Genomic DNA, 19,475 nt, shown 5'->3' with positions numbered 1-19,475 from the left:
ATCATCTGTCCGCGTCATGACCTCGGGTCAAAGGCATCACGCAACGCCTCCCCGATAAACACCAGTAAGGAAAGAATCAGCGCCAAGGTGAAAAACGCTGTCAGCCCCAGCCACGGTGCTTGCAGGTTCTGCTTGCCCTGGCCGATCAGTTCGCCCAGCGAGGCACTGCCGGCCGGCATGCCGAAGCCGAGGAAATCCAGCGCCGTGAGCGTGGAAATCGCCCCGGTCAGAATAAATGGCAGATAACTCAAGGTTGCGTTCATCGCGTTGGGCAGGATGTGCCGCACAATGACTTTGCGGTCGCTCAGGCCCAACGCACGGGCGGCTTTGACGTACTCCAGGTTGCGCCCGCGCAGGAACTCGGCGCGCACCACGTCGACCAGGGCCAGCCAGGAAAACAGCGCCATGATCCCCAGCAACCACCAGAAATTCGGTTCGACGAACCCCGAGAGGATGATCAGCAGGTACAGCACCGGCAGCCCGGACCACACCTCCAGCAATCGCTGGCCGATCAGGTCGATCCAGCCGCCGTAATAGCCTTGCAGCGCGCCGGCCGCAATGCCGATCAGGGCGCTGACAAAGGTCAGCATCAAGGCGAACAGGATCGACACCCGCGCACCGAAAATCACCCTGGCCAACACGTCGCGAGCCTGGTCGTCCGTCCCCAGCCAATTAACGTTGGAGGGCGGGCTCGGTGCCGGTTGATTCAGATCATAGTTCGGTGTGTCGTCGCTGAACGGAATCGGCGGGAACAGCATCCAGCCGCCATCCTTTTGAATCAGTTTCTGCACATAATCGCTGCGGTAGTCGGCCTGGAAGGGCAGTTTCCCGCCAAACTCCTGTTCGGTGTGTCGCTTGAAGGCCGGGAAATACAGCGAGCCCTGATAACTGACAATCAGCGGATTGTCGTTGGCGATCAATTCGCCACCGAGGCTCAGCAGGAACAACCCGATAAACAACCACAGTGACCACCAGCCGCGGCGGTTTTTCTTGAAACGTTCGAAACGCCGACGGCCTAACGGCGAGAGCTTGAACATCAGGCGTTCCTCGCGGAGAAGTCGATGCGCGGGTCGACCAGGGTGTAGCACAGATCGCCGACGATTTTTATCAAGAGACCGAACAGCGTGAAGATGAACAGCGAACCAAACACCACCGGATAGTCGCGTGAAACCGCGGCTTCGTAACTCATGCGGCCCAGGCCATCGAGGGAGAAAATCACTTCGATCAGCAAGGAACCGGCAAAGAACACGCTGATGAACGCTTGAGGAATCCCCGATACCACCAGCAACATCGCGTTGCGGAACACATGCCCGTACAGCACGCGACGCTCGCTCATGCCTTTGGCGCGCGCGGTCACCACGTACTGGCGGGTGATTTCATTGAGGAAGGAATTTTTGGTCAGGATGGTCAGGGTCGCGAAACCGCCGATCACCAGCGCGGTGACCGGCAGCACCAGGTGCCAGAAGTAATCGGCGATCTTGCCCACGGTCGACAGCGATTCGAAGTTGTCCGACACCAGTCCACGGACCGGGAACCAGTTCAGCGAGGTGCCACCGGCGAAGACCACGATCAGGAACATCGCGAACAGGAACGCCGGCATGGCGTAGCCGATGATGATCGCGGTGCTGCTCCAGATGTCGAAATGGCTGCCATGGTGCACGGCCTTGCGGATGCCCAGCGGAATCGACACCAGATAGGTGATCAGTGTCGCCCAGAGCCCGAGGGAAATGGTGACCGGCATTTTTTCCAGGATCAGGTCGGTGACCGTGGCGCCACGGAAGAAGCTCTTGCCGAAGTCCAGGCGCGCGTAACTGCTGAGCATCAGCCACAGGCGTTCGTGCGCGGGTTTGTCGAAGCCGTATTGTTTTTCTATGTCCTTGATCATTTGCGGATCGAGGCCGCGACTGGCCCGGGAAGTGCCAGACATGGTTTCGCCGGAACCACCGCCGACACTGGCACCGCCAATGCCTTGCAGGTGTGCGATGGCCTGTTCCACCGGACCGCCCGGTGCTGCCTGAACGATGATGAAGTTGACCAGCAGAATGATCACCAGCGTTGGAATGATCAGCAGCAGGCGCCGCGCTATGTAAGCCCACATCAGTGTGCTCCTCCGGGTTTGCCCCGACTGATTTTCTCGGCGGTCATCTGTTGGTTGGTCAGCGGCGTGGTGCTCACTTCCCACCAGCTTTCGATGGCTTCGTCATTGCTCGCCTGCTCGGTGGGCATGCCGAAGCGATTCCACCACACGGTGGAGGTGCCCGGCGGGTAATAGTTGGGAATCCAGTAGTAGTTCCATTGCAGCACCCGGTCCAGCGCGTGGGCATAGCGCAGCATTTCCGGCTGGGTGGTGGCGCGGATCAGGCCGGTGATCAAAGTGTCCACCGCCGGGTTCTTCAGCGCCATGTAGTTATTGGCGCCGGGGTCGGTGGCCGAGGCGGAGCCGAAGTAATTGAGCAGTTCGCTGCCTGGCGAGGTGGTGACCGGGTAACCGGTGACGATCATGTCGTAGTCGCGGCTCATCAGGCGATTGACGTACTGGGAGGAATCGATGCGGCGGATGTTCAGGTCGATGCCGATCTGTTTCAACGTGCGCTTATAAGGCAGCAGCAATCGGTCCATGCCGTTCTGGCTGACCAGAAAGGTGAAGCTCAGTGGTTCGCCTTTGGCGTTGACCAGTTGATCGCCATCGGGTTTCCAGCCGGCCTGCTCGAGCAAGTCCAGGGCTTGTAACTGCTTGTCGCGAATCAGGCCGCTGCCATCGGTCTTCGGCGCTTCGAAGACTTGAGTGAACACCTCATCGGGGATCTGCCCGCGCAACGGTTCAAGAATCGCCAGTTCGCCCGCATCCGGCAATTGTCGGGCGGCGAGGTCAGTGTTGGAAAAGAAGCTCTGCTGGCGGATGTACATGTTTCGCATCATCTGCCGGTTGCTCCACTCGAAATCCCAGAGCATGGCCAGCGCCTGGCGCACTCGGCGATCCTGGAAAATCGGATTTAACAGGTTGAACACAAAGCCCTGGCTCGGTTGTGGCGCTTGTGTGGCCAGGTGGGCCTTTTGCAGGCGACCGTCGCTCAGGGCCGGGCTGTCATAACCGATCGAGTATCCGGTGGCGGAGAATTCGCGGTTGTAGTCGTAGGCGCCGCCACGCAGCACCTGGCGCGCCACATCGGTATCGCCAAAGTACTCGATGCTGAAGTGATCGAAATTATAGAGGCCACGGCTGACCGGTAAATCCTTGCCCCACCAGTCGGGATTGCGCTCAAAAGTGATGCTGCGCCCGGAGTCGACCTTGCTTATCGTGTAAGGGCCACTTCCCAGTGGCGGCTCGTACCCGCCACCACCGGCGAAGTCGCGGGTTTTCCACCAGTGCTCGGGAAACACCGGCAGGGTCGCGACGTCCAGTGGCAGGGTGCGGTTTTCGTTGCTTTTGAAGTCGAACCGAACAACCAGCGGTGATTCCACTTCGACGCCTTTGACGTCGGCGAACTGGGTGCGATAACGCAGGCTGCCCTGGGTCATCAGCAAGTCAAAGGTGTAGCGCACGTCTTCGGCGGTGATCGGTGTCCCGTCGGCGAAACGGGCTTTTGGGTTGAGGTAGAAGCGCAGGAACAAGCCATCATCGGCGCGCTCCATTTTTTGCGCGACCAGGCCATACACGGTGTAAGGCTCGTCCAGCGAGCGCTGGGCCAGAGGCGAGTAGAGAAGACCGTCGACCTGCGTAACGCCGATGCCCTTGTCGATGTAGGGCAAGATGTGGTCGAAGTGACCGATTTCGATCGCCGAGCGACGCATCGTGCCGCCCTTGGGGGCGTGCGGGTTGGTGTAGGCAAAATGACTGAAGCCAGCAGGATACTTTGCCGGTTCGCCGTACACGGTCAGCGCATGTTGCGGTTCAGCATTCACACCGGCGGCGCCCAACAGCAGGGCCACGGCAGTGAACAATAAAGTGGGGAAAACCAGTCGCATTGTCAGCCTTAGAGCCGGGTGGTCGATAATCGCAATTTGTACGCTACCGGCGCGTCCCTAGCCAGCCGTATCACGTATCCCAAACACAACGGCCCACCAAAAGGCGGGCCGTTATGCGCAATACGCAGGTGTTGATCAGTCCTGGCGGCTGGTCACTTCCAGCAGGTGATAACCGAACTGGGTCTTGACCGGGCCTTGCACCACGTTGATCGGTGCGCTGAAGACCACGGTGTCGAATTCCTTGACCATTTGGCCTGGACCGAACGAACCCAGATCACCGCCCTGGCGGCTGGACGGGCAAGTGGAATTGGTTTTGGCAACTTCGGCGAAATCAGCGCCGCCTTCGATCTGGGCTTTGAGTTCGTTGCACTTGGCTTCTGAGGCAACCAGGATGTGACGGGCAGTGGCTTTAGCCATGGGTAAATTCTCCTTTCAATGTTCAGTAAAGTGCTGAGCCTACCGGATTCAGTGGTCTATTTCTTCTCAAAATTCCGTCCGGGTGGCGCAGCCAGTATGGCATTCCTTTATAAGCCGGCCATTCGCAGGCGCTCGGCATGCTGCACATACAAGTCGATCGGGTCGATGCCCGTGCGAACTCGACCGACGGCCTGGCCGATGCTGTCCAGGTGGTCGAGCGGGTAGTCGGAACGGATCACTTTGCCCAGATGGGAGCTGAATCGGCCGACCATGCCATCATTCTGCTCCGCTTCGGTGGTGAAATACCGGGAAAAGGCCCGGGATAACCCATGCAGTGGATCGAGCGCGTTGAGCCCTTCATCGAGGGTGTTCCTCGACAGGATGCCGCTCCAGGAATAATAGCCAACACCGTTGACCCATTCGCTGCCCTTGCCGCCCCAGGTTTTTGGCAAGCCTTGGGGATACTTGTCGTTGAACGCGCCCACGCCTTCGGTGGTGAGCGCGTTGAGCGCGGCGACAGCGTTCTGCGGCAGGTGGCGATGGCCACTGAGCAACGACAGAAAATCGGCAAACAGGCTGGCAACCGTCTCAGCAATATGTTCTGGCAGGCGTCCGGGCGTCAGGGCCTTGCGCAGGAAGTCGGCCAATTCCGAACCATGATTCGGCCCGCTGACGGACGTCACCGAGGCGACGGTGTGTGGTGCAACCGCCGCGGCATAACGTGCGGCGAGTGCGCCTTGACTGTGACCTATCAGGTTGACTTTTTTCGCGCCGGTTCCTTCCAGCACCCGTTCGATCTGCATCAGCAATTGGTCGCCGCGCGCTTCGTTGCTATGGGTAGCCGACAGGTGCGGGACAAACACCCTGGCGCCAGCCCCTCTGAGGGCGTGTTTGACCTCATGGAACAGCTCGAACTTGCCGATGCGCTCGAAGCCGAAAAGCCCGTGGACCAAGAGGATCGGATGGTGAGTGGTTGCATTCCGTTGCATGTTCATACCTTTTTCGCGGGAGTTCATGGGTGTGCTTGCGGCTCACTCTAAAGCACTCCTGCGCGTATGCGGTGTATGAAAAAGCCGCTGTAAGCTGATGAAAACGGTATAGAAAAGGTACGAAATCTCGAATGAGGATGAGGTCTATATCGGAATATTCGGCCATCCTTTGATGGGAGGTAGAGCACATTTGGGTAATGGCCTACCTCCAGAACGTCATTTGACTGTTATCCGTGTTGCGCTCGCAGCCGCGCTGCCGCCTGACGCAACAACTCCTCCGTCCCGTCCCAGCCAAGGCAACCATCCGTTACCGACACGCCGTAACGCAGCGACGGGCTCAACGGCTGGCAACCTTCGAACAGATGACTCTCAATCATCATGCCGATCAGCGAGCGATCACCTTGCAGGCGTTGCTCAAGCACGTCGTTGAACACCGCCGGCTGACGCAACGGATCTTTGCCGCTGTTGGCGTGGCTGCAGTCGACCATGATTCGCGCCGGGATTTTCAGCTTGGTCAGGTCGCTGTGCACCTGGGCGATGCTGTCGCGGTCGTAGTTCGGCCCGCGATGGCCTCCGCGCAATACCAGATGAGTGTCCGCATTGCCCGGGGTCTGAATGATCGCCGGGTGTCCCTGGCTGTCGACACCGAAATGACGATGCGGATGGGCGGCCGAGCGCATGGCGTCGCTGGCGACGCCGACACTGCCATCGGTGCCGTTCTTGAAGCCCACCGGCATGCTCAGGCCGCTGGCCATTTCCCGGTGAATTTGCGATTCGGTGGTGCGGGCACCAATGGCCACCCAGCTCAGCAGGTCGTCGAAGTAACCAGCGGCCATCGGTTGCAGCAGCTCGGTGGCAATCGGCAATCCGAGACGGAGCATTTCGCGCATCAGCTCACGGGACAACGTCAGGCCACCGGCCATGTCATCACGGCCGTCCAGGTGCGGATCGTAGGCCAGGCCTTTCCAGCCGATCGTGGTGCGAGGCTTTTCGACGTAGGCACGCATCACCAACAGCAGTTCATCACTGACTTCAGCGGCGAGTCGGGCGAGGTGGTTGGCGTATTCAAGGGCTGACTGCGGGTCGTGAATCGAGCAAGGGCCGACGATCACCAGCAGACGGGAGTCTTTACCGTTGAGGATCGCGCGGACCGCGTCGCGGTGGGCAACGACTTGCTGGGTCAGGGCGTTGCTGAGTGGCAATTGCTGTTTGAGTTGCAACGAGCTGGGCAGACGCAGGGTCAGCGCTTCATTGGCAGGGCTCAGGGTGGACAGCGGCAGAGCGGAGACGGACGAATTCATGTTCAGGCTTCCTGGGCTGGCGGCGGGTTCGTTCCCGCGCACTCGGCCCTACTGGGGTGTTCGACAATTAGCCGGATTGGCTGCGTGTGGGTGCTTGCCACCAGTGGGTGACCGATCGGAGGCGGCAGGCTGTCCCGAGCGGAGGCTGCTAAATCGCCAGGCGGTAAAACTGTCGTAACGGTAATAAGTGGCGTAGTTCATTTTCTAAATCCTCTGAATGTCTGGTTGTTGCTAAAAAGTGTCTGGGGCTGAAAAAACAAAACCCCCGGTCGGGAGGCCGACCGGGGGTTGAGAATTCTCTGGCGGCGACCCGTTTAAAGTGGGCGCCGTGTGGGTATCAGGCGCGCCAGTGGCTAAACCAATACCCAAAATAAAAGCTGACCGGAGCACAAGCGTCGTTCGCCCGGGCAGCCGCAACCGAGCGCAGGGCGCTGGCGGTACGAAGCGGTGAGCGGGCGTTGAACATGGTTTGTCTCCGATGGATGCGCCGAGCTTACTAGAGGCCGGTACGCGGATTCAATCAGAAATTGCTATCGATCACCGACGAGGTTTGCTACCGCTTGAGTGCGTCGAAGGTTGTGACACACTCGTGGCCTCGACCCAACACAACATTACAAGGACGAAGCATGACACCACTGACCATCGCGGCCGCTCAATCGATTTCCGTCGCGGGCGACCTTGCCGCCAATATCGCCGGGCATCAACGCTTCATGCAGGTGGCTGCAGAGCAGGGCGTGCAATTGCTGGTGTTCCCGGAGTTATCGTTGACGGGGTACGAGCGTGGACTGGCGGCTGAGCTGGCCATTGTGCCGGGCGCCGAGGTTCTGCAGTCCCTGCGGGATTTCGCCCGCGAAGTCGGCTTAACAACGGTTGTCGGCATGCCGATTCGGCTGTCGGAAGATTCGCCGGTATTGATCGGGGCGTTGGTACTGGGCGCCGATGGTTCGCTGGGGATCTATAGTAAGCAACATTTGCACGCAGGCGAGGAGGTGGCGTTTGCCCCGGGCACCGGTGGCTCGACCTTGACGATCGGTACCGACACTGTCGCGCTGGCGGTGTGCGCGGATTTTTCCCACGCCAGCCATGCGGCAGCGGCGGCGCAGCAAGGCGCGGATGTTTATGCGGCCGGCGTGCTGATCACGGAAAACGGCTACGCCCCGGACACGGCCATCTTGCAAGGCTACGCCCGCAGCCATTCGATGGTGGTGCTGATGGCCAATCATGGTGGTGCGACGGGGGGCTGGGAGTCCGCAGGACGCAGCGCAATCTGGGCGTCTGACGGTTCGCTGATCTCGGTCGCGCCGGGAACCGGCAATCTGATGGTGATTGCTCGGCGCAACGCGGATGGGTGGCAGGGGCAAGTAGTCGCTGTTTCGGAGGCTTGATGGGGTTTGAATTACGTACGGCGACTTCGGGGGACCTCGGTTTTGCTCGCGATCTCACTCGTCGCAATATGCTGCGCTATTACCTGCAGCACGATTTGCTGTGGCAGGACGAGGCGTTCGATGTGGGCTGGGCAGGACGCGAAAACTGGTTGGTTGTGCGAGAGGGTGTTTCGCTGGGTTATGTGAGCCTGAGCAGAGACGCAAGGGCTTTATACATTCGCGAGCTGCACATGCTTGAGTCGTTTCAGGGACAGGGCGCCGGTTCCTGGGTAATCGATCAGGTCGTTGCCATGGCGTGCAAGGAGCGGCGCCCGGCCTTGCGTCTGACGGTTTTTGAAAATAATCCGGCGAAAGCGTTGTATGAGCGAAAGGGCCTCAAGGTGGTCGGTGAGGAGGCGTGTTTCCTGAGAATGCAGCGTGATATCGGTGACTTGCATCGCTGAAACACACTGGCGACAAGCCTTTCCAGATGTATTGAAACTTTTTATATAACGCTTGCCGCTAGGTCTGCCAGATGCTTTTTGCTAAGGTGTCGACAACCCAATAGGACCATATCGCGAGGTGTCTGCTTGATTAGGGTGCTAGTAGTCGATGACCATGATCTCGTTCGTACAGGCATTACACGAATGCTGGCTGACATCGATGGCCTGCAAGTAGTCGGCCAGGCTGAGTCAGGCGAAGAATCCTTGCTCAAGGCGCGTGAGCTGAAACCCGATGTGGTGCTGATGGACGTCAAGATGCCCGGTATCGGCGGTCTTGAAGCCACGCGCAAATTGTTGCGCAGTCATCCGGACATCAAAGTCGTTGCGGTCACCGTGTGCGAAGAGGATCCGTTTCCTACACGCCTGTTGCAGGCGGGGGCTGCGGGTTATCTGACCAAGGGCGCCGGTTTGCCTGAAATGGTCCAGGCCATTCGCCTGGTATTTGCCGGGCAACGCTACATCAGTCCGCAGATTGCCCAGCAACTGGCGATCAAATCCTTCCAGCCGACTAACGATTCGCCCTTCGACGCGTTGTCGGAGCGGGAAATCCAGATCGCGCTGATGATTGTCGGTTGTCAAAAAGTCCAGATCATTTCCGACAAGCTGTGCCTGTCGCCAAAAACCGTGAACACCTACCGTTACCGTATTTTCGAGAAGCTCTCGATCAGCAGCGATGTCGAGTTGACGCTGTTGGCGGTTCGTCACGGCATGGTCGATGCCAGCCTCTGAAAATGACTGAAGCCTTCGATCCAAGCGCCTTTCTTTCAACGGTCAGTGGGCGCCCCGGTGTGTATCGCATGTTCGACAGCGAGGCACGCCTGCTTTATGTCGGCAAGGCCAAGAACCTCAAGAATCGCCTGTCGAGTTACTTTCGAAAAACCGGTCTGGCGCCCAAGACCGCTGCGCTGGTCGCGCGTATCGCCCAGGTCGAAACGACAATTACGGCCAATGAAACCGAGGCCTTGTTGCTCGAGCAGACGCTGATCAAGGAATGGCGTCCACCTTACAACATTCTGCTGCGCGACGATAAATCCTATCCTTATGTCTTCCTCTCGGACGGCCCGTTCCCTCGTTTGAGCATCCATCGCGGTGCGAAGAAGGCCAAGGGCAAATATTTTGGTCCTTATCCGAGTGCGGGTGCCATTCGCGAAAGCCTGAGCCTGCTGCAAAAGACCTTTTTTGTTCGTCAGTGCGAAGACAGCTATTACAAAAACCGCACGCGTCCCTGTTTGCAATACCAGATCAAACGCTGCAAGGCGCCTTGTGTCGGCCTGGTGGAGCCCGAGGTATATGCCGAAGACGTCAGGCACTCGGTGATGTTCCTCGAAGGCCGCAGCAACGCGCTGACCGACGAATTGTCCGCCGGAATGGAAGAAGCGGCGATCAACCTCGAATTCGAGCGTGCGGCGCAGCTGCGGGATCAGATCTCATTGCTGCGCCGGGTCCAGGATCAGCAAAGCATGGAAGGCGGCACGGGTGACGTCGATGTGATCGCCGCGTTTGTCAATCCGGGTGGCGCGTGTGTGCACTTGATCAGCGTGCGCGGCGGCCGCGTACTGGGGAGCAAGAACTTCTTTCCGCAAGTGGGTATTGAAGAGGACGTTTCCGAGGTGATGGCGGCGTTTCTCGGCCAGTACTTCATCAGCAGCCCTGAGCGCGACCTGCCGAGTGAACTCATCGTCAACGTGGTTCACGAAGACTTCCCGACCCTGATCGCCGCCATCGAAGAGCTGCGCGGTCGCGAACTGACCATCAGCCATCGGGTCCGCGGCACACGAGCCCGCTGGCAGCAATTGGCGGTCACCAATGCCGAGCAGGCCCTGGGTGCACGGTTGGCCAACCGTCAACACGTTGCGGCTCGTTTCGATGCCTTGGCAGAAGTCCTGAATCTGGATGAGCCGCCACAACGCCTCGAGTGCTATGACATCAGCCACTCCAGCGGCGAAGCGACGGTGGCGTCCTGCGTAGTGTTTGGCCCTGAAGGCCCGATCAAGTCTGACTACCGTCGTTACAACATTGAGGGCGTCACCCCGGGTGATGACTACGCAGCGATGCACCAGGCGCTGACCCGACGTTTCAGCAAGCTGAAGGACGGGGAGGGCAAGCTACCGGACATTCTGCTGGTGGACGGCGGCAAGGGTCAGCTGTCCATGGCCCGCGATGTGCTCAATGAGCTGGCGGTGCCCGACCTGATTCTGCTGGGCGTGGCCAAAGGCGCGACACGCAAGGCCGGTTTCGAAACCTTGTACCTGAACGATGCCGCCCATGAATTTACCTTGCGCGGTGATTCCCCCGCGCTGCATTTGATCCAGCAGATACGCGACGAAGCTCACCGTTTCGCAATCACCGGCCACCGCGCACGCCGCGGGAAAACCCGCCGCACCTCTACACTTGAGGGCGTCGCCGGAGTCGGACCGACACGTCGCCGCGATTTGTTGAAACATTTTGGTGGATTGCAGGAGCTGTCTCGTGCCAGCATCGAAGAGATCGCCAAAGCACCCGGGATCAGTAAAAAGCTCGCAGAGTTGATTTATGCAAATCTGCACAGCGAGTAGAATGCCACCTCACCTCGTAGCCAGTTGTGCCGATGAATATCCCTAATCTGATTACCGTTCTACGTGTCCTGCTCATCCCGATCTTCATTTTACTGTTCTACCTGCCCTACCAATGGAGCTACGTGGCCTCCGCCTCGGTCTTCGCATTTGCCGCTGCCACAGACTGGCTGGACGGGTATCTCGCCCGCCGTCTGGAGCAAAGCACGCCGTTCGGGGCCTTTCTCGATCCGGTGGCTGACAAGTTGATGGTCGCCGTTGCGCTGGTATTGCTGGTGCAAGAACACGGCAACCTGTGGCTCACGCTGCCGGCCGCCGTGATCATCGGTCGCGAAATTGTTGTTTCCGCACTCCGGGAGTGGATGGCCGAACTCGGCGCTCGCGCGCACGTCGCCGTGTCCAACCTGGGCAAATGGAAAACCGCCGCGCAAATGCTGGCACTGGTGATCCTGCTGGCCAATCCGTCGGACTTCAGTTTCTGGGTCCTGGTCGGTTACGCCTTGCTGATGGTGTCCGCTGGCCTGACTTTGTGGTCCATGGTCCAGTACTTGCGGGCTGCCTGGCCTCATCTGAAGACCGACGTAGAAAAGAAATAAAACTTTTTTGAATCAAAGGGTTGACGGGGCTTCTGGATTCTATAGAATGCGCCACACCAAGACGCGGGAATAGCTCAGTTGGTAGAGCACGACCTTGCCAAGGTCGGGGTCGCGAGTTCGAGTCTCGTTTCCCGCTCCAAGTTTGTACACATTTGTTGTTGCGCTACATGACATCAAATGTTTGAGGCCGAGTAGCAAAATGGTTATGCAGTGGATTGCAAATCCACCTACGCCGGTTCGATTCCGACCTCGGCCTCCACTATAAACAACCCCGTAGATCAATGATCTACGGGGTTTTTTATTTGCCCTCGGGAAAGTGACGAGTTCCGCAATTTTTGGGGGGTGTTCCGCAACTGCGCATGATGGGAGCACCTGTGGTCAGAGTGATGACAGGTTGCAGTCGACCCAATATAGCGGCCGATACCGCGTCGTCGACAGGCGACAAGGCTACAGCGACTAAGTCTGCTAGCCTTGAGGGCTCTGGGTGCTATAGAAGGGCTGATAATGCAGATGTTTAAAATCGAGGCGAACGGATTGAGTCAGCTCCGTGAGGCTCTGAGTCAAGCAGCATTGCCCTTTGATGATGTAAGCGACCCGGGGCGGCAGTTTTTCCGTTTTGAGATAGATGGAAAATGGATCGCGTACGGCGGGCTAGAGGGTTCCGATCAGGATATGCTGCTTCGCTCACTGGTCGTTTGTAATTTGCATCGCGGGAAAGGACTGGGCAAAGCTGTGCTGTCTGAGCTGGAACGATATGCTGCCTCCCAGGGGGCGCTTCGGTTGCACTTGTTAACTCAAAGCGTTACTGGATTTTTTACAGCCAATGGATTTGAAACTTTCGATAGGGATGAAGCGCCGGTCGCTATCAGTCAAACCGTCCAGTTCAAGCATTTGTGTCCTGCGTCGGCAACCTATCTACGAAAGTCGTTAGGCAACGCGGTTGTTACGAAGTAGCTCGTCAATTCGCGCTTATGGACGGGACCCGTGTTGTGAGTGTATGTCCGCACTTGGCGTTTTTTTTTGCCTGTCGCGAAGGACGGCAACCGACCCAAAACAGGCATTCGAGAAAGGCGGAAATCGGTCAAGTGTAGTCTTTCGTTGTCAATAAACTCGGGACGATTCAGAGCGCTTGCATCGAGCGCTGTATGTTTCTCCCCCAACATGTCCTACTTGCAATGCAAAATCTTCAAAAGATCAAGGAATCGCGTGCCGCTTGGCGGTAATGGACGGGTTGTGTCAGTCACTGCACAGAACGTTACAGAGTAGCTCTGAGTATCGGGAACGGCCCGAAAATCCCAGCTCTGTGGCAATAGCTCGGCATAGTGTCGGGGAAGAATCCCGCAAAATTGACCAGTTCGGATGAGTAAAGCTACGGAATCGAGCCCAAATGCATCGGGCCCTCGGCTGAAATTATGGTTTACCAGTGCTTGAGAAACAAAAGGCTGTCCCAGACGATTCACCAGCGGCATTGAGACTCCTGTATCGAGTGTCGCACCCGAGGCATATATCAAATGGACTTCTTCGAAAAGCTCCACGTAGCGTAGAGAGGGTGAGCGTTCGTGAGTGCCCTGGATTGCCACATGAATTCGCCGGTCTACCAATGCACGGGTAAGGTCGGTGAGAGTGAGCGTATGGATTTCCAGATGTAAGCCGCTTGCTGTCTGACCGAGCTGGCGGAGGGCCTCACCCACCCGGCAGTTGGGGTTACTGAAAGCATTATCGGTGATCCCTATCGCCAGATCTCCGGTGACCAACCCTTTCAATGCGTCGACATGAGGCTTGATACGATCCAAAGCATCCAGCGCTTCCGCTGTTAATCCCAAGACCGCTCTTCCTGCTTCAGTCAACTCGAAGCCCTGGGGACCTCGCGTACAAAGTGGAGTACCCAGCTTGGACTCTACGTCTTTGATCCGCCTGCTTATAGTCGCCCGGCTCATGCGCAGGCGCTGTTCGGCAGCACCAAAGCCTCCGGCCTCCGCAGCGACGCGAAATATCCGTAAACCCTTGAGGTCTTTCTCTACCAGTGATTCTTCTATATCAGACATGGTGGTTTCAGTTTCTGCAATCATGGTTTCGGATTTTGGTAGTTTTAAGCAGGTTTTGATGGGGATAGAGTAGTTCATATTCCACGTTGCGGTGTGAAGTAAAGGAGAACTACGCGCTCAATCGACGGAAATATCTGGAACGTCTGCCCAGAATTAAAAAAGACAAACGTCAGCCTGATCTCACTAAAAATAAAGCAGTATAGGAGGCGCGATGAGTTCTATCCCATTAGCAATATCAACAACTGAAAAGCCAACTCGCTATAGATGGTTTTTGGTTGCCTTGGCTTTTCTGGCTATTATTACGAACTACATGGACAGGGCAAACCTGTCAATCGCTCTGCCCTATATGAAAGCGGACCTGAATTTATCCTCTTCAGAAGCTGGTTTTATATTAGGTGCATTTTTTTGGACCTACGCACTATTTCAAATTCCCGCAGGTATGCTCGTTGATCGCTTTGGAGCGAAAGTAGTTCTAGGTGTTGCGGTCGTTTGGTGGTCCGCATTCACAATGGCAACGAGCCTGGTACAAACGGGAGCAGGGCTTCTGGGACTTCGGTTAATGTTGGGAGTCGGAGAAGCTGGCGCATTTCCTGCCGCAACCAAATTTGTTGAGCGTTGGTTTCCTCGGTCCGAGCGGGGTACAGCCACCGGTATCTATGACAGCGGGGCGCGGGGAGGAACATTGATCGCACTTCCCCTTTGCACCGCAATCATTGGTGCCTGGGGCTGGCAAACATCCTTTATCGTGACGGGGCTGATTGGGATCATTTGGGTTATTGTCTGGAAATTTGCCGCAACTGAATATCCATCGCAAAGCAAAAATGTTAACCAGGCCGAAGTTGAGCATATCTTGGACGGAACGAAGGATGAGCGTATCTCTACCGTTCGAATCCGCTGGGGAGCACTGCTGAAAACACGCCAAATATGGGCTATGGCGCTAGGCTTGGCATGCCAAAGCTACGTGATCTACTTTTTCATTACATGGTATCCGACCTATCTCGTCAACGAGAGGGGGTTCTCTCTGCTTCAGCTTGGATTCTTCGGTGTGCTGCCAGGAATCGCAGGATTGATCGGCTCATTTGTCGGGGGTTGGGCTTCGGACAAGATCGCCAATAGCGGCTACGGGGTCAGCGTTGGCCGTAAGGTCTGCATCGTGGCAGGCATGGTACTGGGTGCGTCTATCGGCTTGGCAGGTTTTGCAGCCCAGGCGTGGCTGGCTCTTGCCTTGCTGTCACTCGCTTTCTTCGGCGTATCAGCGGCAACATCCAGCATGTTGGCGTTACCAGCTGATATGTCTCCGTCGGGTTCAAAGTCGATTGTAGGGACTATCGCTGGCTTTCAAAACAGCATCGCAAACTTTGCGGGAATCGCTAGCCCTGTAGTCATTGGTTATCTAAAAGATCAAACTGGTTCCTTCGCTCCTGGATTATTGTCCGCGTCCGCTGTAGCTCTGTTGGGCTGTTTGATCTACGTATTTATGCTGGGCCCTATAAAGCCGGATGTATTTACACACGCAATTGAAGATAGAACCAAATAGCACTTCCTTGCTTAAATATCGAAATATTAACAAGATATTTCTGAATACTTTGCTGCGCGAAAGGAGTATAGAATGAATTTTCCCCTTACAGTTCCGCCGTCCAAAAAACATCAAAGTTTTCTATGGTCGCCAATTTGCACTGATCTTGACCAGCTAAATGCGCATGTGGCAATTCTAGGTATTCCTTTTGGCCAGGCCTACACTGCGGAACACATTAGCAATGACCAGAGCAAAGCCCCCGACGCGATTCGTGCTATGAGCGATCGTATCTGTCGCGCACTGCATCACTATGACTTCGACGTAGGCGGCCCTATCTACGACAACCGAGCCCTTAAAGTGGTCGATTGCGGAAACGTGCCTGCCGATCCGCGTGATCTCAGTACGCACGGACCACGCTCCGAAATGGCTGTGCGCAAGATTCTAAAGGCTGGAGCGATGCCAATCATCCTGGGCGGAGATCATGCAATCCCGATTCCAGTACTGCGAGCCTACGACGGCGAGGGCGGGCCTATTACCCTCATTCACATCGACGCTCATCTGGATTGGCGTGAAGAAATCAACGGTGTACGTGAAGGCTTATCCAGCACAATTCGCCGCGCCTCGGAAATGGATCACATCGGCGAGATCTACCAGATCGGGCTTCGTGCTCAGGGGAGCGGTCGTCAGACCGACTATGACGCCGCTGTAGCCTACGGTTCTCACTTGATCCCCGCATACGAGGTACATGAAAACGGTATGCAATCTGTGCTGGACCGAATCGATGATGGTGGCCGCTACTATCTGACCATAGATGCTGATGGCCTGGATCCTTCTATTGCACCGGGTGTAGCCGGACCGGCTCTGGGTGGAATTACTTACGTCCAGATGCGTCAGCTCATTCATGGGTTGGTAAAGAAAGGACGCGTAGTTGGTATGGACATTGTTGAGATCACACCGTCCATGGATGTCAATAATATTACTTCCATCACTGCTGGACGGCTGATTGTTAACTTGATCGGCGCTGCTGTACGTGCTGACTATTTTGACGCACCTCTAGCCGAGTAAAGCATGGGGCTAGCGGTATAAAAGCGGCGGTTTATCAGCCGCTTTTTGCTTATCCTGCGCAGGACGGGAATATCCAATGGCTCGATTTTCCGTTTCCTGCTAGGTCTTTTTCGATCGGCAGGCTCCTTGGTAAATTCGCTGGTTGGCCCAGCACCGAGTCAATCAACAAGCATTCAAAATCTAGTTTCCCAAAGCTTTGCTACGAAATAGACGCTTTTGCCACGCGATAGCACGGCTTAGGGCAGAGACTGTTTTGTTATGCTTTTTGCACACGTAACACCAAGGAGGCTTCATCATTGATGGACAATAAACTGACTTCCAAGATTGCGGTTGGTGGTCTGTTGGCTGGGGCGGCTGACCACGGGTTATGGCGAGGTGATGGGCACTTGGTGCCTGAAGACCATCAGCGAGGAACAGGGCGCGCTGTTGCACGGCGGGATTCCCCGTAAACAAGGGTTCACTCTGGAGTTCGCGCGCTATGGCGACGACATGCAGAACGTCTGATGGGGACATGCTCGATGTCATTTGTCACAACGTATATGGCCATCTGAACGGCAGCACCGAGGCGGTGCTGGATGCCAATCAGGGGCTGGCGGACGAGCCCCAGCCCTACCGCGCGGGTGTGGTGATCGTGCTGCCGGATCTGCCCAGCCCGACCGAGGCAGGGATTAGCTTGTGGGATTGACCCCGGGCTACACCGCCGGCCGCCCCTTGCGTTACGCGTAACGCTCCTTTGTTTTTTGACCCGCCCGGTGCGGGCTTTTTTTTTGGACAAAATCCATGACCCCCTTTTTTAGAATCGTCGCGGACGGTGCCGACATCACGGCCCTGATTAATGATCGGCTGTTGTTGCTGCGCACCTCGGACAAGCCGGGCATGGAGTCCGACGAGTTTGAGTTGCGCATTGATGACCGTGACGGCCAGGTGCGAGATCTACCTGGGCTATGTCGAAACGTCCCTGGCGCGCCTGGCGCGCTATGCGGTGGACACGGTCGAGGTGTCGGGGCCGCCGGACACGATCGTGATCAAGGGGAAGGCCAGCGATATGCGGGGCAGTGGCAAGACCATCCGGAGCGGCAGCTGGGAGGCCGTGCCGCTGTCGGTGATCGTGGCCGACATCGCGGAGCGCAATGGCTGGCAGCCGGCGTGCCCGGTGGCGACGAAAGTCGCTCGGGTCGATCAGCTCAACGAGTCGGATTTTAATTTCCTCACGCGCCTGGCCAAGCAATACGACTACACGGCCAAGGTCGCGGACCGCAAGCTGTTGGTGATGCCGCGTCAAGGGGGCCAGACCGCCAGCGGCAAGGCGTTCGGCGCGATCACCCTGACGCGTAGCGATGTCAGTCGCTGGCAGTTCAGCCTCGGCGATCGCAACTCGCACAAGGCCGTGGCGGCCAAACACCAGAACAAGAAGGACGGCAACCGGCGGCGTGGTTCATGGAGGAACACGAGCCCACCTTGACCCAGCGCATGCTCAACGAATTATCGGCATCACCGATGCCGGTCGCCGTCCCTGCAGATTGTCCCTGCAAGTCCAGCCAAGGCTCTTGCTCCGTGCACAAAGCGCGGCGAGCCCGGCGCCTGTTTATCCATACAGTAAAGGTCTTGTTATCAATGTCTACACCCATCATCCCTTGGATGGGCGGCAAACGCCGCCTGGCCGACCGCCTCATTCCGCTTTTCCACCACACGAATGCTATGTCGAAGTCTTTGCCGGCGGTGCCGCGTTGTATTTCATGCGGCCCCAGGCCGCGCCCGTTGAAGTCCTGAATGACATCAACGGCGACTTGGTCACGCTGTACCGTGTTGTGCAACATCACCTTGAAGAGTTCGTGCGCCAGTTCAAATGGGCGCTCAGCTCGCGCCAAGTGTTCGAGTGGCAGAAAATGACTCGCCCCGAAACCCTCACCGACATCCAGAGAGCCGCCCGATTCTTCTACCTGCAGCACCATGCCTTCGCCGGCAAGATCACCGGGGGAGACCTTCGGTACTGCGACCACCGGTCCTGCGATCAACCTGCTGCGGATCGAGGAAAACCTCTCGGCTGCTTGGCAGCGCCTGTCCGGCACTTATGTAGAAAATCTCCCCTGGCTTGAATGCGCCGAGCGCTATGACCGTGCCCATACCTTCCACTACATGGACCCGCCTTACTGGCAGACCGCCGGGTATGGGGTGGACTTTCCATTCGAAAACTACGAGCGGATGACCGACTTCATGCGCCGCTGCAAAGGCAAGGTAATGGTCAGCATCAACGACCATCCGGACATTCGCCGTGTGTTCGAGGGCTTCCATTTCGAAACGCTGGACATCCGCTACTGCAACACCAACCAGCGCCAAGGCAAAGCCGAGGTGAGTGGCGAACTGGTGATCATGAACTGGGAGCCGATTGCGTTGGGAGGATTGTTCTAGGTCATCAGTAGTGGTGTAGGAGGCCGGTGCGCCGAAAGCAGTCACTGGTGACCGGCTGCGTTCGACCGATTCCGTTAAAAAAGTCGGCTATGGTTTGCGCATCAGAAAATTACGCGCCCGAGATTGAAATCTTTACTTTTGGTAGAGGCTTCCGGACTCGGATTTCACGTAGCAGCGTGCAAAAAAGGCGTTTTCACCAGTCAATGATCAGGCGTTTTGGGCAGACCGACTTCCTCAGGGCGTGATGCTGCCTGTCGCAGAAATCCGGTGGGCAACCTGAACTCCCGACTTAGACCAGGTGGAAAACCGCGAAGCGTTTTCAATCGTGGGATATCAGGCTGCTTGCTGCGCTTGGCGCTTATGAGTGTTGGCTATTGATGTTCAAAGGGTCGCGAGCTCAGCTGCTCCCGCAAACATTGCCCTCCATGTTTGCGCCAACTTTGTCGGATGGGGGAGAGGGGCAATAGCCATCGGTTGTAAGAGGTGGACACTAAGGCATTGAGGGCGCATTCCCCCAGGGTCTACCCGGCAGGCACCTTTGAGATGCGGGTCTATACTCACGATCCTTGTCATTGGTAAGGGCTATGAATGCAAGCTGTGTATTCGACATTAGCCACAAGTCATTGCGGGTCAATGCTCAATATATTAAGGGTGCTGCACCAAAGGATGACGGATGGCCGTCAGTATTAAGATGGGGCAGTTGAAGTTTTTGAGCCTTGAGAGATGAGAACACGACATATCCGATATGGGTA

At 56.9% G+C, this 19,475-nt stretch carries 16 protein-coding genes, 2 tRNA genes and 4 pseudogenes; 15 read left to right on the top strand and 7 right to left on the bottom strand.

What is annotated here, in order from left to right:
* Nucleotides 1-14: 14 nt before the first annotated feature.
* The 6 genes from ACM6IR_RS07675 to ACM6IR_RS07650 form a co-directional block, all read right to left on the bottom strand.
* Nucleotides 15-1,037, bottom strand: a complete 1,023-nt coding sequence (locus tag ACM6IR_RS07675) for an ABC transporter permease (RefSeq protein ID WP_414907132.1) — start codon at nt 1,035-1,037, stop codon at nt 15-17.
* Complete coding sequence (locus ACM6IR_RS07670) at nt 1,037-2,098, bottom strand: microcin C ABC transporter permease YejB (RefSeq protein ID WP_414907131.1); 1,062 nt, start codon at nt 2,096-2,098, stop codon at nt 1,037-1,039. Before ACM6IR_RS07670 ends, ACM6IR_RS07675 begins: the two co-directional genes overlap by 1 nt.
* A complete protein-coding gene (locus ACM6IR_RS07665) occupies nt 2,098-3,966 on the bottom strand; it encodes an extracellular solute-binding protein (RefSeq protein ID WP_414907130.1) in 1,869 nt (622 codons plus the stop codon). Before ACM6IR_RS07665 ends, ACM6IR_RS07670 begins: the two co-directional genes overlap by 1 nt.
* Before the next feature lie 135 nt (nt 3,967-4,101).
* Nucleotides 4,102-4,383, bottom strand: coding sequence for a peptidylprolyl isomerase (locus tag ACM6IR_RS07660; protein ID WP_414907129.1), 282 nt, complete (start codon nt 4,381-4,383; stop codon nt 4,102-4,104).
* Nucleotides 4,384-4,490: 107 nt separating this feature from the next.
* On the bottom strand, nt 4,491-5,372 hold the full coding sequence (locus tag ACM6IR_RS07655) for an esterase/lipase family protein (RefSeq protein WP_414907128.1): 882 nt from the start codon (nt 5,370-5,372) through the stop codon (nt 4,491-4,493).
* Between the two features lie 227 nt (nt 5,373-5,599).
* Nucleotides 5,600-6,673 (bottom strand): 3-deoxy-7-phosphoheptulonate synthase, encoded by a 1,074-nt coding sequence (locus ACM6IR_RS07650; protein ID WP_414907127.1) that lies wholly within the window; start codon nt 6,671-6,673, stop codon nt 5,600-5,602.
* Between the two features lie 626 nt (nt 6,674-7,299).
* On the opposite strand from ACM6IR_RS07650, the gene ACM6IR_RS07645 reads away from it, so the two are divergent.
* The 8 genes from ACM6IR_RS07645 to arsN2 all read left to right on the top strand — a co-directional run bounded on the left by ACM6IR_RS07645 (nt 7,300) and on the right by arsN2 (nt 12,642).
* A complete protein-coding gene (locus ACM6IR_RS07645) occupies nt 7,300-8,058 on the top strand; it encodes a carbon-nitrogen hydrolase family protein (protein ID WP_414907126.1) in 759 nt (252 codons plus the stop codon).
* The gene (locus ACM6IR_RS07640) at nt 8,058-8,501 is read left to right on the top strand and encodes a GNAT family N-acetyltransferase (protein ID WP_414907125.1); all 444 of its coding nucleotides are present in this window, start codon (nt 8,058-8,060) and stop codon (nt 8,499-8,501) included. Before ACM6IR_RS07645 ends, ACM6IR_RS07640 begins: the two co-directional genes overlap by 1 nt.
* A gap of 126 nt (nt 8,502-8,627) precedes the next feature.
* Nucleotides 8,628-9,269, top strand: coding sequence for a UvrY/SirA/GacA family response regulator transcription factor (gene uvrY, locus ACM6IR_RS07635; RefSeq protein WP_008015884.1), 642 nt, complete (start codon nt 8,628-8,630; stop codon nt 9,267-9,269).
* Nucleotides 9,270-9,271: 2 nt separating this feature from the next.
* Nucleotides 9,272-11,095 carry an excinuclease ABC subunit UvrC gene (gene uvrC, locus ACM6IR_RS07630; RefSeq protein WP_414907124.1) on the top strand — a complete coding sequence of 608 codons (1,824 nt, stop codon included), beginning with the start codon at nt 9,272-9,274 and terminating at the stop codon, nt 11,093-11,095.
* A 32-nt stretch (nt 11,096-11,127) separates the two neighbouring features.
* A complete protein-coding gene (gene pgsA, locus ACM6IR_RS07625) occupies nt 11,128-11,688 on the top strand; it encodes a CDP-diacylglycerol--glycerol-3-phosphate 3-phosphatidyltransferase (RefSeq protein WP_414907123.1) in 561 nt (186 codons plus the stop codon).
* Nucleotides 11,689-11,751: 63 nt separating this feature from the next.
* A tRNA-Gly gene (locus ACM6IR_RS07620) sits at nt 11,752-11,827 on the top strand.
* Nucleotides 11,828-11,873: 46 nt separating this feature from the next.
* Nucleotides 11,874-11,947: transfer RNA gene (locus ACM6IR_RS07615), tRNA-Cys, on the top strand.
* A gap of 245 nt (nt 11,948-12,192) precedes the next feature.
* Complete coding sequence (arsN2, locus tag ACM6IR_RS07610) at nt 12,193-12,642, top strand: arsenic resistance N-acetyltransferase ArsN2 (RefSeq protein ID WP_414907122.1); 450 nt, start codon at nt 12,193-12,195, stop codon at nt 12,640-12,642.
* Nucleotides 12,643-12,854: 212 nt separating this feature from the next.
* On the opposite strand, the gene ACM6IR_RS07605 is transcribed toward arsN2, so the two are convergent.
* Nucleotides 12,855-13,811: a LysR family transcriptional regulator gene (locus ACM6IR_RS07605; RefSeq protein WP_414907121.1), complete on the bottom strand. Its 957-nt coding sequence runs from the start codon at nt 13,809-13,811 to the stop codon at nt 12,855-12,857.
* 133 nt (nt 13,812-13,944) lie between these two features.
* On the opposite strand from ACM6IR_RS07605, the gene ACM6IR_RS07600 reads away from it, so the two are divergent.
* The 7 genes and pseudogenes from ACM6IR_RS07600 to ACM6IR_RS07570 all read left to right on the top strand — a co-directional run bounded on the left by ACM6IR_RS07600 (nt 13,945) and on the right by ACM6IR_RS07570 (nt 18,723).
* Nucleotides 13,945-15,270, top strand: a complete 1,326-nt coding sequence (locus ACM6IR_RS07600) for an MFS transporter (protein ID WP_414907120.1) — start codon at nt 13,945-13,947, stop codon at nt 15,268-15,270.
* Nucleotides 15,271-15,342: 72 nt separating this feature from the next.
* Entirely contained in the window at nt 15,343-16,314 is a 972-nt protein-coding gene (locus tag ACM6IR_RS07595; protein WP_414907119.1) for an agmatinase, read from the top strand.
* A gap of 354 nt (nt 16,315-16,668) precedes the next feature.
* Nucleotides 16,669-16,818 (top strand): annotated as a pseudogene (locus ACM6IR_RS07590) (phage tail protein); the annotation flags it as partial.
* The gene (locus ACM6IR_RS07585) at nt 16,793-16,999 is read left to right on the top strand and encodes a tail protein X (protein WP_414907118.1); all 207 of its coding nucleotides are present in this window, start codon (nt 16,793-16,795) and stop codon (nt 16,997-16,999) included. The pseudogene ACM6IR_RS07590 and the gene ACM6IR_RS07585, both read left to right, overlap by 26 nt.
* 95 nt (nt 17,000-17,094) lie before the next feature.
* Nucleotides 17,095-17,734, top strand: a pseudogene (locus ACM6IR_RS07580) (late control protein); the annotation flags it as partial.
* Nucleotides 17,733-17,825, top strand: a pseudogene (locus ACM6IR_RS07575) (lysis protein); the annotation flags it as partial. The pseudogenes ACM6IR_RS07580 and ACM6IR_RS07575, both read left to right, overlap by 2 nt.
* A 103-nt stretch (nt 17,826-17,928) precedes the next feature.
* Nucleotides 17,929-18,723 (top strand): annotated as a pseudogene (locus ACM6IR_RS07570) (DNA adenine methylase).
* Nucleotides 18,724-19,475 lie beyond the last annotated feature (752 nt).

It is taken from the genome of Pseudomonas sp. IT-P253 (assembly GCF_949768125.1).
In the GTDB taxonomy this organism is placed as follows: Bacteria; Pseudomonadota; Gammaproteobacteria; order Pseudomonadales; family Pseudomonadaceae; genus Aquipseudomonas.
This window is presented reverse-complemented; position numbering and strand designations above follow the sequence as displayed.

Coding starts and splice junctions, on each gene's coding strand:
- ACM6IR_RS07675 (WP_414907132.1), bottom strand. CDS start 1,037: ATGTTCAAGCTCTCGCCGTTAGGCCGTCGGCGTTTCGAACGTTTCAAG.
- ACM6IR_RS07670 (WP_414907131.1), bottom strand. CDS start 2,098: ATGTGGGCTTACATAGCGCGGCGCCTGCTGCTGATCATTCCAACGCTG.
- ACM6IR_RS07665 (WP_414907130.1), bottom strand. CDS start 3,966: ATGCGACTGGTTTTCCCCACTTTATTGTTCACTGCCGTGGCCCTGCTG.
- ACM6IR_RS07660 (WP_414907129.1), bottom strand. CDS start 4,383: ATGGCTAAAGCCACTGCCCGTCACATCCTGGTTGCCTCAGAAGCCAAG.
- ACM6IR_RS07655 (WP_414907128.1), bottom strand. CDS start 5,372: ATGCAACGGAATGCAACCACTCACCATCCGATCCTCTTGGTCCACGGG.
- ACM6IR_RS07650 (WP_414907127.1), bottom strand. CDS start 6,673: ATGAATTCGTCCGTCTCCGCTCTGCCGCTGTCCACCCTGAGCCCTGCC.
- ACM6IR_RS07645 (WP_414907126.1), top strand. CDS start 7,300: ATGACACCACTGACCATCGCGGCCGCTCAATCGATTTCCGTCGCGGGC.
- ACM6IR_RS07640 (WP_414907125.1), top strand. CDS start 8,058: ATGGGGTTTGAATTACGTACGGCGACTTCGGGGGACCTCGGTTTTGCT.
- uvrC (WP_414907124.1), top strand. CDS start 9,272: ATGACTGAAGCCTTCGATCCAAGCGCCTTTCTTTCAACGGTCAGTGGG.
- pgsA (WP_414907123.1), top strand. CDS start 11,128: ATGAATATCCCTAATCTGATTACCGTTCTACGTGTCCTGCTCATCCCG.
- arsN2 (WP_414907122.1), top strand. CDS start 12,193: ATGCAGATGTTTAAAATCGAGGCGAACGGATTGAGTCAGCTCCGTGAG.
- ACM6IR_RS07605 (WP_414907121.1), bottom strand. CDS start 13,811: ATGAACTACTCTATCCCCATCAAAACCTGCTTAAAACTACCAAAATCC.
- ACM6IR_RS07600 (WP_414907120.1), top strand. CDS start 13,945: ATGAGTTCTATCCCATTAGCAATATCAACAACTGAAAAGCCAACTCGC.
- ACM6IR_RS07595 (WP_414907119.1), top strand. CDS start 15,343: ATGAATTTTCCCCTTACAGTTCCGCCGTCCAAAAAACATCAAAGTTTT.
- ACM6IR_RS07585 (WP_414907118.1), top strand. CDS start 16,793: ATGGCGACGACATGCAGAACGTCTGATGGGGACATGCTCGATGTCATT.